Origin of the sequence: Parafilimonas sp., assembly GCF_051953455.1 — a bacterium.
Classification (GTDB): Bacteria; Bacteroidota; Bacteroidia; order Chitinophagales; family Chitinophagaceae; genus Parafilimonas.
This window is the reverse complement of sequence record NZ_JBQCIT010000034.1, coordinates 66,968-82,113: the sequence shown is the minus strand read 5'-3', so window position 1 is coordinate 82,113 and position 15,146 is coordinate 66,968. Positions and strand designations below refer to the sequence as shown.

General features: G+C 40.3%; 17 protein-coding genes. 5 read left to right on the top strand and 12 right to left on the bottom strand.

Features of this window, described 5'->3' with window-relative positions:
* Positions 1 to 139 precede the first annotated feature (139 nt).
* Entirely contained in the window at positions 140 to 610 is a 471-nt protein-coding gene (locus ACTHN6_RS13785; protein WP_440436352.1) for an RNA polymerase sigma factor, read from the top strand.
* A complete protein-coding gene (locus ACTHN6_RS13780) occupies positions 607 to 1,167 on the top strand; it encodes a hypothetical protein (RefSeq protein WP_440436351.1) in 561 nt (186 codons plus the stop codon). Before ACTHN6_RS13785 ends, ACTHN6_RS13780 begins: the two co-directional genes overlap by 4 nt.
* An 84-nt stretch (positions 1,168 to 1,251) precedes the next feature.
* Here ACTHN6_RS13780 and ACTHN6_RS13775 read toward each other — a convergent pair whose 3' ends face one another.
* On the bottom strand, positions 1,252 to 1,968 hold the full coding sequence (locus tag ACTHN6_RS13775; RefSeq protein WP_440436350.1) for a LolA family protein: 717 nt from the start codon (positions 1,966 to 1,968) through the stop codon (positions 1,252 to 1,254).
* Between the two features lie 168 nt (positions 1,969 to 2,136).
* Between ACTHN6_RS13775 and trxA the strand changes: the two genes are divergently transcribed.
* A complete protein-coding gene (gene trxA, locus ACTHN6_RS13770; RefSeq protein ID WP_440436349.1) occupies positions 2,137 to 2,433 on the top strand; it encodes a thioredoxin in 297 nt (98 codons plus the stop codon).
* Between the two features lie 29 nt (positions 2,434 to 2,462).
* Here the strand turns inward: trxA and ACTHN6_RS13765 are convergent, their stop codons facing one another.
* Positions 2,463 to 2,789 (bottom strand): DMT family transporter, encoded by a 327-nt coding sequence (locus tag ACTHN6_RS13765; protein ID WP_440436348.1) that lies wholly within the window; start codon positions 2,787 to 2,789, stop codon positions 2,463 to 2,465.
* A 68-nt stretch (positions 2,790 to 2,857) separates the two neighbouring features.
* Positions 2,858 to 4,087, bottom strand: a complete 1,230-nt coding sequence (locus ACTHN6_RS13760) for an NADP-dependent isocitrate dehydrogenase (RefSeq protein ID WP_440436347.1) — start codon at positions 4,085 to 4,087, stop codon at positions 2,858 to 2,860.
* 93 nt (positions 4,088 to 4,180) lie between these two features.
* On the opposite strand from ACTHN6_RS13760, the gene ACTHN6_RS13755 reads away from it, so the two are divergent.
* Positions 4,181 to 4,930, top strand: a complete 750-nt coding sequence (locus ACTHN6_RS13755; protein ID WP_440436346.1) for an SGNH/GDSL hydrolase family protein — start codon at positions 4,181 to 4,183, stop codon at positions 4,928 to 4,930.
* Here ACTHN6_RS13755 and ACTHN6_RS13750 read toward each other — a convergent pair whose 3' ends face one another.
* The gene (locus ACTHN6_RS13750) at positions 4,931 to 5,308 is read right to left on the bottom strand and encodes an RDD family protein (RefSeq protein ID WP_440436345.1); all 378 of its coding nucleotides are present in this window, start codon (positions 5,306 to 5,308) and stop codon (positions 4,931 to 4,933) included.
* 50 nt (positions 5,309 to 5,358) lie between these two features.
* The gene (locus ACTHN6_RS13745; protein ID WP_440436344.1) at positions 5,359 to 6,159 is read right to left on the bottom strand and encodes a glycoside hydrolase family 16 protein; all 801 of its coding nucleotides are present in this window, start codon (positions 6,157 to 6,159) and stop codon (positions 5,359 to 5,361) included.
* Between the two features lie 291 nt (positions 6,160 to 6,450).
* Here ACTHN6_RS13745 and ACTHN6_RS13740 point away from each other — a divergent pair, with 291 nt between their 5' ends.
* Positions 6,451 to 7,119, top strand: a complete 669-nt coding sequence (locus ACTHN6_RS13740; protein WP_440436343.1) for an ElyC/SanA/YdcF family protein — start codon at positions 6,451 to 6,453, stop codon at positions 7,117 to 7,119.
* A 30-nt stretch (positions 7,120 to 7,149) separates the two neighbouring features.
* Here ACTHN6_RS13740 and cyoE read toward each other — a convergent pair whose 3' ends face one another.
* The 7 genes from cyoE to nrfD all read right to left on the bottom strand — a co-directional run bounded on the left by cyoE (position 7,150) and on the right by nrfD (position 15,141).
* Positions 7,150 to 8,085 (bottom strand): heme o synthase, encoded by a 936-nt coding sequence (cyoE, locus tag ACTHN6_RS13735; protein ID WP_440436342.1) that lies wholly within the window; start codon positions 8,083 to 8,085, stop codon positions 7,150 to 7,152.
* 68 nt (positions 8,086 to 8,153) lie between these two features.
* Entirely contained in the window at positions 8,154 to 9,983 is a 1,830-nt protein-coding gene (locus tag ACTHN6_RS13730) for a cytochrome c oxidase subunit I (RefSeq protein WP_440436341.1), read from the bottom strand.
* Positions 9,984 to 10,036: 53 nt separating this feature from the next.
* Positions 10,037 to 11,113: a cytochrome c oxidase subunit II gene (locus ACTHN6_RS13725; RefSeq protein WP_440436340.1), complete on the bottom strand. Its 1,077-nt coding sequence runs from the start codon at positions 11,111 to 11,113 to the stop codon at positions 10,037 to 10,039.
* 30 nt (positions 11,114 to 11,143) lie between these two features.
* A complete protein-coding gene (locus tag ACTHN6_RS13720) occupies positions 11,144 to 12,376 on the bottom strand; it encodes a quinol:cytochrome C oxidoreductase (RefSeq protein WP_440436339.1) in 1,233 nt (410 codons plus the stop codon).
* A gap of 28 nt (positions 12,377 to 12,404) precedes the next feature.
* On the bottom strand, positions 12,405 to 13,061 hold the full coding sequence (locus ACTHN6_RS13715) for a c-type cytochrome (RefSeq protein ID WP_440436338.1): 657 nt from the start codon (positions 13,059 to 13,061) through the stop codon (positions 12,405 to 12,407).
* Positions 13,062 to 13,073: 12 nt separating this feature from the next.
* Complete coding sequence (locus ACTHN6_RS13710; protein WP_440436337.1) at positions 13,074 to 13,661, bottom strand: DUF3341 domain-containing protein; 588 nt, start codon at positions 13,659 to 13,661, stop codon at positions 13,074 to 13,076.
* Between the two features lie 37 nt (positions 13,662 to 13,698).
* Positions 13,699 to 15,141, bottom strand: a complete 1,443-nt coding sequence (nrfD, locus tag ACTHN6_RS13705; protein WP_440436336.1) for an NrfD/PsrC family molybdoenzyme membrane anchor subunit — start codon at positions 15,139 to 15,141, stop codon at positions 13,699 to 13,701.
* Positions 15,142 to 15,146: the final 5 nt, after the last annotated feature.

The following is a 15,146-nucleotide window of genomic DNA, read 5'->3' as shown; positions in this document are numbered from 1 at the left end:
CCTGCAATTCAATAAGCATTCGGCTATTAAAAATATTTTATAAATCTGTAAGATTTTACACTAATTAAGCAACTTATGCATTATACAATGTATTTTAAAACATTATAAAGAAATATTTAATGACTAAAAGAATGATAGTATGGAAAAGGAATTTGTAGCACTAATCCACGACTATCAAAATATCATCTATAAAATTTGCAGGTTATATAGAGATAATAAAGAAGACCAGGAAGACTTATTCCAGGAAATAGTTTATCAACTTTGGAAATCTTATCCGGACTTCAGAGGTGAATCCAAAGTAAGTTCATGGATGTACAGGATTGCTTTGAATACGGCGATCGCTGTTTACCGAAAATCAAAAATAGCTGTTGATTATTACGAGGAATTTCCCGAGCACCTTCATCTCGCTGACGAAAAAAACATTTCGCAAAATGAAGAGCGGTTATTCCAGGCATTGCGAAGATTAAACGATTCAGAAAAAGCCGTCATTTCTCTTTACCTGGAAGACTTCAATTACGCTGAAATTGCTGCAATAACTGGTTTGAGTGAAAGTAACATAGGTGTGCGATTAAACAGGATTAAACATAAACTGAAACAAATATTAAAATGAAAATTATGGAACTAAGTAATCTAAAATCAGGCTGGCAAAATGCTGGCGGAGAATTAAAAAGCGAAGGAGATTTACAACGAATGACTAAGATGATCAACCATCCGTCTATAAAAAAAATAAGAACAAAACTGGTGATTGAGACGATTATGCTGGTATTCTTTTTATTTATTTATTACGATTGGTTTGACGGTGATAAAAAGCCTTTTTATGCAAATCTATCATTGGCAATTGGTTTGTTATTGTACCTTTTCAATGATGTTATCGGTTATATTGCCCTAATAAGACCCATCAGGGGAGCGAACCTGAAACTGTCAATTCAGAATTATTTAATGAGAGTAAAGCAACTCTCCATTACTTCAATAATTATCACTTTCCTATATAGCCTTGCAATAATTATTTTTTTCACATCAGTAATCACTTTTACAAAAGAGAAAGGGCTGCTGCTGGTATTTAGTTCGGTGATTGTGTGCCAGTTGATTCTTTTATCTTTTAGAATATGGAAAAAATGGATTAAAAATTTGAAACAGCAGGTGAAGGATTTTGATCTTGATGAATAGAAGCAGTTTTTATTTAGTGGCTTCCGGCTAGCCGAAGAACGCAATACCGGCCTGCCGTTTAAAACGCCTGACCGCGTTTCCTTCTCATTGAATTAATATAAACTTATGCGGATCGAACATTCCAATATCGATTGCTTCATTGGCTTTACAATCATAGTATTTTTCTTTTTGAACAAGTTTATCATTCACATAAAAATCGCAGGCTGTTTCGCTCCAGCCATTTTCAAATTGCCTGTGATTATAAAAAATACCTTCTTCTTTTTCGCCATTTTTATAGCTGATAAATTTTACTACAATCAATTTTTGTTTGTCAATCCAAAGCTGGTTTGACTTTTCATTATTTGAGCCGGCGCCAATTACATAAACATCACTGCCGTTTAATTTCGTTTCATAAGATTTACTGAGGTCATAACCGCTGCGGCCCAGCATTATTTTTACGGAATCAAGCGGGTAGAAAAACATACCGCCCAATAAGAAAGTGAGATTATCATCGTTGCCGTAAGTGCGAACCAGCGCTGCATTTTTAAACCTGTATACAGAATCTTTTGTAAAGATGGCAGCATTGCCACTGTCTTTATTGCCGAAGTCTATGCGGAATTTATCAGGATAAATGATATGTTCATACCAGGTGGACGTTTTAATTAAACTATCGTTGCGATAACTTTCCGTTGTTTGAGTGAAGGTGAAACTTTTCATCCACTTGCCGGCATATTTTGCATGCATTCTGGCAACTATATCTTCACCCGTATCATGCGGCGCTGCAAACATTAAAACAAGAATTAGTAATGCCGGGATTTTCATAGCAAAAAGTTTATGGCAAAATAAGAAATGAAGATGGCTTTACATACTAAAGTTTACAGCGGGCTGCACTTTATGACAGTCGCAATATAAAATGCACAATTATTGATATAAATCTAAAGGGCTTTCCGGATTTAAGGCCTTTAGCATCATAACAATAAAAACAATTTTATGGAATCATTTGCGCAGTTAATTCAATCACAACAACCGGTATTGGTTGATTTTTTTGCTACCTGGTGCGGCCCATGCAAGGCTATGGAACCGGTGATAAAAGACGTTGCCAAATCAGTTGAAGGTAAAGTGCGTGTGGTAAAAGTTGACATTGATAAGCAACGGCAGATTGCATCTCAATATAATGTAAGTGCCGTTCCCACTTTTATGATTTTTAAGAATGGAAACGTTGTTTGGCGGCATCCGGGCATGATAGATAAAAACAGCTTGCTGAATATGCTTAATCAATCTGTGTAATTATTGTGAATGCGTAAGTCATTCAAACACTAATGCGATACAAACTTTAACCCGGCAACAGAAATAATAAGCGTTATAATAAAAAATAAACGCCAGAAATCGGCGGGCTCTTTAAATACCAAAATACCAAGCAAAGCTGTTCCCACAGCGCCGATGCCTGTCCACACAGCATAGGCCGTTCCAATTGGTAAGGTTTGCGTTGCCTTAATCAGTAATACCATGCTGATGATTAACGCAATCAGAAAACCGCCATACCACCAGTAAACTTCAATACCGGTGGCCTGTTTTGCTTTTCCCAAACAAAACGCAAAACTGGTTTCAAATAATCCGGCAATAATTAAAATAATCCAGTTCATATTTGCTTTTTAAAAAACAAAGCCTTCTTCGTAACAAAGAAGGCTTGTTGTTAGTAATACGTCTTTAATTACTTGCCCAGCTTCTTTTTCAGGTTCTGGTCAAGCGCTTCTAAAAATTCTTCGGTGTATAAATAATCTGTGCCATGCTCCACTTTTGGCTTAATGGTAATAGCAAGGTCCTTTGTCATTTTACCGCTCTCAACGGTTTCAATACAAACCTGCTCCAATGCATGGCAAAAATCAATCAATTCCTGGTTATTATCCAGCTTGCCGCGAAACTCCAAGCCACGTGTCCACGCAAAGATGGATGCAATAGGATTGGTAGATGTTGGCCTGCCTTTCTGGTGCTCGCGGTAGTGGCGTGTAACCGTGCCATGTGCAGCTTCTGCTTCCATAGTTTTGCCATCGGGTGTAACCAAAGTTGAAGTCATCAAACCCAGGCTGCCAAAGCCCTGTGCCACCGTATCGCTCTGCACATCGCCATCATAGTTTTTGCAAGCCCAAACAAATTCACCATGCCATTTTAATGCACTGGCCACCATGTCATCAATCAAACGATGTTCGTAAGTAATGCCCAGTTCATCCATCTTAGCCTTAAATTCATTCTCATAAACTTCCTGGAAAATGTCTTTAAAGCGGCCATCATATTTTTTAAGAATGGTATTTTTTGTAGAAAGGTATAAAGGCCATTTTTTCATAATAGCCTGGTTAAAGCAGGCGCGGGCAAAACCGCGGATACTTTCATCTGTATTATACATGGCCAAAGCAACACCATCGCCTTTGAAATTATATACTTCGTGTTCAATTACATTGCCATCTTCGCCTTCAAACTTAATGGTAAGTTTGCCTTTGCCTTTGGTAAGAAAGTCTGTTGCACGATATTGATCACCAAACGCGTGACGGCCAATACAAATAGGCGCCGTCCAGTTAGGCACGAGGCGCGGAACATTTTTACAAACAATGGGTTCACGAAAAACAGTGCCGTCCAAAATATTACGGATTGTACCGTTAGGGCTTTTCCACATTTGTTTTAAGTTAAACTCTTTTACGCGGGCCTCATCGGGTGTGATGGTAGCACATTTAATACCAACACCATATTGTTTAATGGCATTAGCGGCATCAACCGTAACCTGGTCGTCGGTGGCATCGCGGTGTTCAACACCAAGATCATAATATTTAATGTCAACATCAATATAAGGAAGAATCAGTTTGTCTTTTATGAATTTCCATATAATGCGTGTCATTTCATCGCCATCCAACTCTACTACGGGGTTGGCAACCTTAATTTTTTCAGGCATCTTTCTTATTTTTTGATTTTCGCAAAAATAGCCTTTTGATTATTTTTAAAAACTTATTGTAACACATTCTTTCATGTTCAATTATGATATTGCATGCACATAAAAAGAAAACAACTGTTAGTTGTTTTACAAACAATTTTATTTGGTTTAATTATTAGCTGCACGGTACCTGCAAATTCCGGCAGCACCATTTTTTCAACGCATAATAATGATACTGCCATGAGCGATTCATCAACTGCAGAAAATTTTTTCTGGCTTGCGTTGGGCGATTCTTATACAATTGGGGAATCGGTGAACGAAGAGGAGCGCTTTCCTGCTCAAACAATCACCTTACTGAAAAAGAAAAATATTCCTTTTAGAAAACCGGAATATATTGCTATAACGGGCTGGACAACGCAAAACCTGCTGGATGGCATTGCGCAGGAAAACCCGCAAAACCCTTTTGATGTGGTAAGTTTACTGATTGGTGTAAACGATCAATATCAACAGATGGATACTGCGGGCTACCGCATTCGTTTTATTGCATGCCTTGAAAAAGCTATTGAATTGGCAGGCAACAAAAAAGAACATGTTTTTGTGCTTTCCATTCCTGATTACAGCGTTACACCTTTTGCAGGGAAAATGGATACAGCACAAATAAGCAAAGAAATTGAGACATTTAATATGATTAATAAAGCTGTTACTTCATCTTATAATATCAGCTATACAGATATTACCCCGCTTACCCGTGAAGCTGAAAAAGACAATACGCTTATTGCTTTGGATGGATTACATCCTTCGGGGAAAGAATATGCCAGGTGGGCCGCATTGCTGGCACCTCAAGTACAAAAAGTACTGCAATGATCAGGTTTCAATTACAGTTGTTTTGCTTAGATAATCGTGTAAAGGGCCGTCAAAAAAAGGAATAAAAAAGCAATCGATAATAGTAAGGCGCACAAGGCTTCTTACAAGAATTTGCCAAAACGCAGGCCTCCCGCCATTGCTATTTGCCACCTTGCTTTTACTTAGCCATTTACCAGGTGAACGTTTAAATATGGATTCAAAAATGGTATAGTAAATAAACAGGATGATAAAAAACATGGTATAGAACTGCATGGGTGGATAATTCCAGTACATAACATGAAAATCCCACCAGGCGCTAACTCCGTAAGTAATTCCAAAGATGAGAACAGTATCCACTAAAAAATTCAATACCCTTATACCAACACCGGTTTTTTGCATACTGCAAAGTTGAAAGAATAAATCCTAATACTGCAACTTTTCACAGGATGTTATTGTTGTTGGTAAACCCGCACATAATCTACATACATTTTTGCGGGCAATAAGCTTTCATCCACTTTTTGCCCGGGCCAGTCGCCGCCAACGGCAAAATTCAGAAGTATAAAAAAGGGTTTATGAAATTCGGATTTAGCCCCGTCTGTAATATCAGCTTTATAATATTCTGTATTATCAACATACCATTTTATAGATGAAGCATCCCACTCTATACTATACACATGATATTGGGCAGGCGTTGACAAAAGCGTATCGCCTTTAAAAACATGGCCGTTATCATCCCAATGCAACGTGCCGTAAATAAGACTATCGGTATTGATGTGTTCCATAATGTCAATTTCGCCGCTGGCCGGCCAGTCAACCGTTTTAATATTTGCGCCGAGCATCCAGAAGGCAGGCCAGAAACCCTGGCCCACCGGCATTTTTATACGGGCTTCTATTCTCCCGTATAAAAATTCTTTTTTGCCTTCGGTTGTCATGCGCGACGAGGTGTATTTATTGGAACCTGCTTGTTGTTTCCTTGCAGTTATTACAAGATTGCCATCTTCAATTGAGGCATTATCACGCTGGTAATATTCCTGCTCATGATTACCCCAGCCCTGGCCGCCTGTTTCAAAATTCCAGGCAGTGGTATCAATAACAGGCTGGTTAAATTCATCTGCCCAAACAAGTTTGAATATGGAAGCACCCACCACATCGCGAATACTTGGCTGCGCCAATAACTTTGGGCTAAAGAAGAGAAGGCATCCGGTAAACACAAAAAAACATTTAGCAAAAGCGGGGAACAATTTTTTCATATAACAAGCTTAAAATTAACCAGGCAATTAAACGGCAATAATAAATAAAAAAAGCCTCACTGTAGAAACAGAAGGCTCATAAACTGATTGCTTTATATTATTCGTGAAGTCGAACTATTAATCGTAAACCCTGTGTAAATGGAAACAGGGCATTAAATTTATGTTCATGGTGAATGCTGAACAATTCCGGGTTTTTGGAATACATGTTGCAATTCTATATAATAAAAACGATTCCGGTGGCCAGGTACATTGCGCAAAATGCAACATGGGCCGGCACATAAAATTTATTTCATGTATTTATTCAGAGGCAAAACAGTAAGTTTTATATTGATCTTTCTTGTATTGTGCGGCTGTTCCTATTCTTCAAAAACATCCAAAAGGATGCTTGATTCTTCAGAACAGCTTGTATGCGACATCATTATTGTACCGGGTATTCCATTTGATTCAGCCGTTGGCAAATGGGGCGATATTATGAAAGCGCGGGTTTACTGGTCAAAATATCTGCTTGATAATGGCGTTGCCAGAAACGTTATGTATTCCGGGTCTTCTGTTTACACACCTTATTATGAAGCCAGGATTATGGCGTTGTATGCGGAAGCTATCGGTATAAACAAAAAGAATATTTACACCGAAACGCTGGCCAAACACAGCACTGAAAATATTTATTATGGCTACCGTAAGGCAAAGAAATTAGGGTTTAAGAAAATAGGGCTTGCAACAGATCCCTTTCAGGCCAAAATGCTAAGCAGTTTTGTGCAAAAAAAGGTAAGCCCGGAGGTTGAAATTATACCTATTATTTTTGATACGCTGAAAGCCATGGAGCCGCAGATGATTGATCCTGCCATTGATTATAGCAAAGCGTATAACAAAGACTTTGTACCCATTACCCAAAGTGAAAACTTCTGGCAGCGTATGCAGGGCACCATGGGCAACAGGATTGATACTTCAGCTTATAAATGATTGCTTTATTGCCTGATATCTAAACATCACTTAAACCTTATCGGCCAGCAATGAAAGGAATACGATAGGTAAATAAATATAACTACTGAACATAACACGCCTTGCGGCTGTTGCATTTAATTCTACCAGTAACCTTATGCATTGAATTAAAAGAAAAATATTGGCAGCCAGCACAATCCATAAACTTACATAACCGGTTATATGAAGATAATAAGGGAGCATTCCCACCGGCACCATAGCAATTGCATATAAAACGCTTTGCAAAGCAGTAAACCTTGTGGGGCCTTCATTTGAGGGTAGCAGTTTAAACCCTGCTTTTGCATAATCGGTGAAGGCAAGCCAGGCTATGGCCCAGAAATGTGGAAACTGCCATAAAAACTGTATGGCAAACAAAATCCATCCGGCCGCGTTGGAATAACTTATACCGTTTACTTCAAATGTTTTGAACGGACTGATAATTCCCGTTGCAGCAACCCAGCCGATAAGGCAGGGCAGTGCCCCCGGAAAAGCGCCTACAAGTACAGCAACAGAGCTGCGTTTTTTAAGGGGTGTGTATATAAAAGCATACAGAAAAATACTAAAAGCGGAAAGCAAGGCCGAGGCAGGGTTAAAGAAAATGTACATCAGTAAAATACCTGTAATACCGGAAACGGCGGCAAAGATATATGCTGCATTTATACTCATGCGGCCGGCTGCAACAGGCCTCTTTGCTGTGCGCCTCATTAAAGCATCTGTATCTTTTTCTACTGCCTGGTTAATAGCGTTGGCGCTGCCGGTTACCATTAATCCCGCCACAAACAAAAGGGTAATATATAGCCAATTGTATTCAATTATATTGGGTGCAATAAGATAACATAAAACACAGGTAAAAACAACCGTAAAGCTTAGGGTAAACTTCATCAGTTGAAAATAATCTTTCACCTTTAAAACCAGGTTATACGAGGATTCTGTATTATTTATTTTCACTCGGCAAATGTCAGTTAAAAAAAATGTCCCGAAGAATTTTCGGGACATAATATAATGGTTTGAAAATATTAATGCGAATCCTCATTTTCTCCCACAGGCACATTCTGCGGAATAAAATTACGGCCGTCTTTACCGTAATCGTATGGCCAGCGATGCACTTCAGGTATTTCACCAACCCAGTTGCCATGGCCGGGATGTATTGGCGTAGTCCATTCAAGTGTATTTGATTCCCACGGATTTTGCGTTGTTACCCTTCTTCCCTTAAAAATAGAATAGAAGAAATTAAACAGGAATAAAATCTGCACAGCAAAAACAATAATAGCCACAATACTAATTACCCGGTTCAGTCCTTCAAACTGATTAAAGCTAACCCACATGGAATAATCAAAATAACGGCGCGGCATACCTGCAAGCCCCTCATAGTGCATAGGCCAGAATATGAGGTAGGCGCCAATCATTGTAATCCAGAAATGAATATAACCGAGCGTGTTATTGAGATACCGGCCATACATTTTAGGGAACCAATGATAAATGCCGGCAAACATACCAAACATAGATGCAACGCCCATTACAAGATGGAAGTGTGCAATTACAAAATAAGTATCGTGGAGGTGGATATCAAGGGCTGAATTACCAAGCCAGATACCAGTTAAACCTCCTGAAATAAACATGCTTACAAAACCAATGGCAAAGAGCATAGCCGGCGTAAACCGGATATTACCCCGCCATAATGTGGTAAGCCAGTTAAACACCTTAATGGCAGAAGGTACTGCAATAAGCAAGGTAAGCAACACGAATATGGAGCCAAGGAATGGGTTCAATCCGGTTACAAACATGTGGTGCGCCCACACAAGGAAAGAGAGCGTGGCAATAGCAAAGAAAGATGCCACCATAGCCATATAACCGAATATAGGTTTTCTTGAATTGGTTGAAATTATTTCAGAAACTATACCCATTGCCGGCAAGGCAATAATATATACTTCAGGATGTCCCAGGAACCAGAATAGGTGCTGGAAAAGTATAGCATTACCACCTTCGTTTGGCAGTGCTGTATTGGTGGTAGCTACAAAAATATCTGAAAGATAAAAACTTGTTCCAAAATTACGGTCGAAGATGAGCAGGATGAAGCCTGACAAAAGAACCGGGAATGAAAGTACACCTAATATGGCCGTAAAGAACAAACCCCATATTGTAAGCGGAAGCCGCGTCATGCTCATACCTTTGGTACGCATGTTCAATATAGTTACAATATAATTAAGGCCACCCAACAGAGAGGAAACAACAAACACCGCCATGGCTATCAGCCAGAGATCCATACCATGCTGTGAACCAGGAGAGGCATCGTGCAAAGCGCTGAGAGGCGGGTAGGCCGTCCATCCACCGCTGAAAGGTCCTGTGGATACAAATATGCTTGAAAACATAATCACGCTGGCTAAAAAGAAAAACCAGTAGCTCAGCATATTCAATAAAGGAGAAGCCATATCTCTCGCACCCACCTGCAAGGGAATAAGCAAGTTGGCGAAAGTACCGCTTAACCCTGCCGTTAGCACAAAAAATATTAATACAGTACCATGGGTTGTTACCAATGCGTAATAAGCCTGTGCAGTTAAGTGGCCATCCTCAAACCACCACTTTCCCATTAAATCCTGCAGCCACATAAATTTTTCTTCCGGGTAACCAAGCTGAAGCCTGAATAATACAGACATCAAACCGCCTATTACAGCCCAAATCATGCCGGTAATAAGAAACTGCTTGGCAATCATCTTATGATCCTGGCTAAATACGTACTTAGTAATAAAGCTTTCATGATGATGGTGATGCACATGTTCGTCATGATGATGCACTTCAACCGGAACAGTCACACCTGTATCAGCGTGCATAGAGGCTTCGTTACTCATAATAATTCGATATTAATATTTTATAATAAAATACCTTTTGGGTATTGATACAATTACATTTTTGTCTTCACAGCATCAGTTTTTACTGAGGCCGTGGTTTTTGTGCTATCAATGGCCAGTTGAGGCTTTTGATTGGAAGGGTCTTTATCGGGGAACACAGTGTAATAATTTGGTTTTTGCTGGGCAAGCCAAACATCATACTCCTCCTGGGTTACTACTTCAATTACACCTTTCATTGAATAATGGCCATTACCGCACATCTGGTCGCAACTGATTTCGTATTGGAAATCGGGTTTTCCCAATTTTTCTTTCATTTCCTTGGTGGTAAATTTAGGCGTGAACCACAAAGATGTAGGAGTGCCGGGCACCGCATCCTGCTTTAACCTGAATGCGCTCAGGCCCACATCATGAATAACATCCCGTGAAAAAATTCTCAGGTTCACCGGCCTGTTTACAACACAATACATGGTTTGAGAAACCACAACATCATCAAAATTCTTGTCGTCTTTCCAATCCTGGCCCAATGAATTACTGTTAGCGTCATCAATAAGCTTATAATATTTTTTACCAAAGGTTTGATCCATTCCCGGATAGCGGAATATCCAGCCAAATTGTTTGCCGGTAATCTCAACCTGCAAAGCTTCTTTAGGGGCAGGGCCGGTAAATGCAAACCAGTTTTTCAAGCCGAATACAATTAATGCTGTCAGCGCTATGGCTGGCACTGCCGTCCATATTAATTCAAGCTTGTTATTATGGGGATAATAGTAAGCCTCACGCTTTTTGCTTTCCTGGTATTTGTAACCAAAATAAAACAGCAGTATCTGGGTGATAAAAAATACAACGCCCGTAATTACTATGGTAATCCAGAGCATAGAATCTACCTTTTCACCCTGTACGCTTGCCGATTCCTGAGCAAGTAATGTGTCAGGGTAAAGTACCTTATTACAAAAATATACACCGATTAATCCTGCTATTAAAAAAGCAATCATCAAAAAGCCGTTTACCTTATTTTGGTCTGCACGGGCTTTTTCTTCGCCTTTAATAACTGATACATACTCGCTTGCTTTAGCTATTTGAAATATGATCAAAAACACTAAAACTATAACCGCTATTGTAAAAAACATTGACATGATGCTGCTTCTGTTTTCTGTTTAATTATTCTATATGTGGTGAGCAATGCTTTCTTTTAAGAAAGGATGATATTCTGAAACAAGTGGTTTTTTTGCTAACGCACTGCTTGTAAAGCGTATCATCAACCCAATAAACAAAGATGCTATTCCAAAATCCAGCCAGCTTAATGAGGCGTCATTTTCGCGAACGCTGCCCATAACCATCTGGTAAAAATCAATCCAGTGTCCAAAGATAATCAATACTGCCATGAATGTCATCAGCGTATAATTCCTTTTAACCGAACGCTTCATTAAAATAAGCAGCGGGCAAACGAAGTTGATAATGATATTCATAAAGAAAATACCCTTGTAGGCGCCCTGCACGCGGTGCTTGAAATAAACGGTTTCCTCAGGAATATTGCCATACCATATAAGCATATACTGGGCAAACCAGAGATAGGTCCAAAAGATTGAGAATGCGAATATGAAGATACCAATGTTATGCAGGTGGTTCTCATTTGCATAACCCAAATAACCCTTATTTTTAAGATAGATGAGCCACAGGGCAATAAGACTCATACCCGATACGAAAGAACTTCCAAATGTGTACCAGCTATACATGGTGCTGTACCAGTGCGCATCAAGGCTCATCATCCAAAACCAGGGTACTGTTGAGCCGACTGTCAATGCAAACCATACGATAAACAAACCGGCGGTAACCGTGTTTCTCCAGATATAACTTTTACCGGCATTTAAATCCATTGGTCTTTCATCGGCCTCACTGCTGAGTTTGCGCATCCTGTGGCCTAAAATACTCCAGATGCCAATAGCAAGAATACTCCAGATCATAAAGAAGGCAGGATTTAAAAATCCACTCTTGCCGCTTAAAAGATGGTCTTTTGCCACAGCATCTTTATCAAGCCATTCGTATATGCTGGTTGTACGATCTATTAATACTACATATATAAAGATCACGAGGGTGATAATACCAAAAACAGGAACGAGGGTGGAAATAGCTTCGGGGATTCTTTTTATTACTGTATGCCAGCCGCCCATAGCAAGCGTGGTAGCGCAAATGAAGAACATGCTGGCGTTACAGATCAGCATCCAGAAAATACTGTTGTACATTAATGTTCCGATAAATGTAGCCTTCTCCTGCTCATCGCCGCTCATGCCCTTCGTTATAAGCCCAAGAATAAAAGTAATTATACCAATGACTATTAAAGCCATCGACCAGGTTTTCATTTTGGAAGGAACTTCAAATTGCTCTTTAATTGATGCCATTATAATTAATTTATCAATATCTGACTTTTTATTTAGCTGCTGAACTATCTGCTGCTGCCGGAGCTGCGGCAGCGCCGGTCTTTCCCTGCTTCGACTTAATATAGGCAATTACTTCCCAGCGTTGCACCCTTGTTAATTGAGATGCATAAGAGCCCATCAGGTTTTTACCATACGTTACAGAATAAAACATCTGGCCGGCAGGCATTTGTTCATATTTCGCATCGCCAACTAAGGTTGCGGGCTTTGCTGCAAAAGGGCCGTCGCCACCTTTATAGAGCGGTCCGTTACCATCAAGCTTGGCTCCGTGGCAGATACCGCAATTAATGAGGTATAAACGTTCAGCCTCTTTCATGGCAGCAGAGTCAAGGGATTTGATCGGGCTTTCAATTTGCTTTGAAGCCACATAATTGGTGGTGTCGCCCGGAGCGTCCATAGCCAGTGGAAAAGGCATATCTTCCCCCCTTGCAACCGTGCCGGCAACCGGCATATGATTATAAAATATTTTGCGTCCAGCTTCAGTAATATTCTGTGTAAACTTATTGGAGTCAAGCGCATCATAAGTTTCGTACGCACGGCTTGAACCCATATCAGGGACATATACTCGGCCCGGATCACGGCGCACATCGCTGCAACCGGCTATTATGAAACCTGCGGACAAACAAAATATAATCAATCGGATTTTCATCTTTAATAATATTTAAGCTACAGTCGGTTCATCTTTTATTAGTACTTGTTCTTTATCATACGTACCTAACCACCAGTTTGCTTCTGCCTCCTGCACATTTACATCAAATGCCCCGGTATTGGAAAGAAAAGCCTTTAAATCTTCAACATTGGTTTTCGAAGTACATTCTATCACCATTACAAAATGGTCGTCGGTTGCCCGTGAACTAAAATGATGCTTTTTTACAAAAGGTCCCAACTGGCACAAATAACAAAAAGTAAGCACCATACCCACTGCAGAAAGCAATACCGTGGTTTCAAACGTAATAGGTATAAACGCCGGCAACGGAAAATGTGGCTTACCGCCAATGTTCAAAGGCCAGTCGCTTACAAAAACCCAGCTCATAGCGCCCAAAGCAATGGTAGTACCTGTAATACCGTAAATAAACCCGGCGGTATGCAGGCTCGTTTCGCGCAAGCCCAGTGCCTTGTCTAATCCATGCACGGCATACGGCGTGTAAACATCGTGTATCTTATATCCTGCAAGGCGTACTTTTTTTACCGCAGGAAATAAAACATTTTCATCATCAAAACTGGCTACTACAAATTTCTTTTTTGCCATACTTTATAACTTAATAAGGCTTTTAAAATGCCAATGTTTAGTGCGCTGCTGCGTGCGCAAATTCTTCAACAGGTTCTTCTTCCAGCTTATCCATTTTCTCTTTATAGCTTTCACCTGAAACTTTTAATATCTGCTTCACTTCTGCAATAGCTATTACAGGGAAATATTTAGAGAAAAGGAAATAACAGGTAAAGAAGAGGCCGAATGTTCCAACATAAAAACCTATTTCCCAAATACTCGGGCTGTAATAATAAGGCCATGAAGACGGCAGGTAATCGCGGAACAGCGAGGTAACAATAATTACAAACCTTTCAAACCACATACCTATGTTTACCACGATGCTTAAGAACATGGTTACCCATAAATTCCTGCGCATTTTTCTAAACCAGAATATCTGAGGAGATACCACGTTACAGAACATCATACCCCAGTAAGACCATCCGTAAGGGCTGAAGAAATTTGCCCTGCTGTAGAAGAATGCATAGCTTTCATATTGGTTCTGGCTGTAAAATGCCATAAATAATTCAGTAAGATAAGCGCAACCCACTATGGAGCCCGTAAGCACAATTACTTTGTTCATTGCCTCAATATGCCCGAGTGTGATATAAGCCTGGAGGCCAAGCACTTTCCTCGTTATCAACAGTAATGTTTGCACCATTGCAAAACCCGAAAAGATGGCACCCGCAACGAAGTAAGGCGGGAAGATGGTTGTATGCCAGCCTGGTATTACAGAGGTGGCAAAGTCGAAAGATACGATCGTATGCACGGAAAGCACCAGAGGCGTTGCAAGACCGGCAAGCACTAATGATAAAGATTCAAGACGCTGCCAGTGTTTAGTAGAGCCTGACCAGCCAAATGATGCAATACCATAGGCAAATTTGCGGAACTTGGTTTTTGCCCTGTCGCGGATAGTTCCAAAATCAGGGATCAGGCCTGAATACCAGAACAAAAGCGATACGGTAAAATATGTTGAGATAGCGAATACGTCCCACATCAGCGGAGAGGCAAAATTTGGCCAGAGCGGCCCGCGTGAGTTTGGATAAGGAAATACGAAGAAGGCATTCCATACACGGCCCATGTGCCATACCGGAAACTGGCCGGCGCACATTACCGCAAATATAGTCATCGCTTCCGCAGCCCTGTTTACACCGTTACGCCAGGTTTGCCTGAATAATAATAAGATAGCGGAGATAAGCGTTCCTGCGTGACCGATACCTACCCACCATACGAAGTTGGTAATATCCCAACCCCAACCCACAGTGCGGTTCACGTTCCACTGGCCTATACCATACACCACTTCGCGGTAAACACTATAAATACCAAACAACAGTAAAGCAACTGAAATGTAAAATCCTATATACCACAGTTTACCAGGCTTGCCTTCAATAGGACGGCAAATGTCTTCGGTAACATCATGGTAGGTCTTGTTTCCGTCAACCAGCGGCTCTCTAAGTTGTGATTCGTATCTTAATAATGACATACCTT

What these genes read in the sequence shown, in the direction of transcription:
- ACTHN6_RS13785 (WP_440436352.1), top strand. Translation starts at nt 140, where the DNA reads ATGGAAAAGGAATTTGTAGCACTAATCCACGACTATCAAAATATCATC.
- ACTHN6_RS13780 (WP_440436351.1), top strand. Translation starts at nt 607, where the DNA reads ATGAAAATTATGGAACTAAGTAATCTAAAATCAGGCTGGCAAAATGCT.
- ACTHN6_RS13775 (WP_440436350.1), bottom strand. Translation starts at nt 1,968, where the DNA reads ATGAAAATCCCGGCATTACTAATTCTTGTTTTAATGTTTGCAGCGCCG.
- trxA (WP_440436349.1), top strand. Translation starts at nt 2,137, where the DNA reads ATGGAATCATTTGCGCAGTTAATTCAATCACAACAACCGGTATTGGTT.
- ACTHN6_RS13765 (WP_440436348.1), bottom strand. Translation starts at nt 2,789, where the DNA reads ATGAACTGGATTATTTTAATTATTGCCGGATTATTTGAAACCAGTTTT.
- ACTHN6_RS13760 (WP_440436347.1), bottom strand. Translation starts at nt 4,087, where the DNA reads ATGCCTGAAAAAATTAAGGTTGCCAACCCCGTAGTAGAGTTGGATGGC.
- ACTHN6_RS13755 (WP_440436346.1), top strand. Translation starts at nt 4,181, where the DNA reads ATGCACATAAAAAGAAAACAACTGTTAGTTGTTTTACAAACAATTTTA.
- ACTHN6_RS13750 (WP_440436345.1), bottom strand. Translation starts at nt 5,308, where the DNA reads ATGCAAAAAACCGGTGTTGGTATAAGGGTATTGAATTTTTTAGTGGAT.
- ACTHN6_RS13745 (WP_440436344.1), bottom strand. Translation starts at nt 6,159, where the DNA reads ATGAAAAAATTGTTCCCCGCTTTTGCTAAATGTTTTTTTGTGTTTACC.
- ACTHN6_RS13740 (WP_440436343.1), top strand. Translation starts at nt 6,451, where the DNA reads ATGTATTTATTCAGAGGCAAAACAGTAAGTTTTATATTGATCTTTCTT.
- ACTHN6_RS13730 (WP_440436341.1), bottom strand. Translation starts at nt 9,983, where the DNA reads ATGAGTAACGAAGCCTCTATGCACGCTGATACAGGTGTGACTGTTCCG.
- ACTHN6_RS13725 (WP_440436340.1), bottom strand. Translation starts at nt 11,113, where the DNA reads ATGTCAATGTTTTTTACAATAGCGGTTATAGTTTTAGTGTTTTTGATC.
- ACTHN6_RS13720 (WP_440436339.1), bottom strand. Translation starts at nt 12,376, where the DNA reads ATGGCATCAATTAAAGAGCAATTTGAAGTTCCTTCCAAAATGAAAACC.
- ACTHN6_RS13715 (WP_440436338.1), bottom strand. Translation starts at nt 13,061, where the DNA reads ATGAAAATCCGATTGATTATATTTTGTTTGTCCGCAGGTTTCATAATA.
- ACTHN6_RS13710 (WP_440436337.1), bottom strand. Translation starts at nt 13,661, where the DNA reads ATGGCAAAAAAGAAATTTGTAGTAGCCAGTTTTGATGATGAAAATGTT.
- nrfD (WP_440436336.1), bottom strand. Translation starts at nt 15,141, where the DNA reads ATGTCATTATTAAGATACGAATCACAACTTAGAGAGCCGCTGGTTGAC.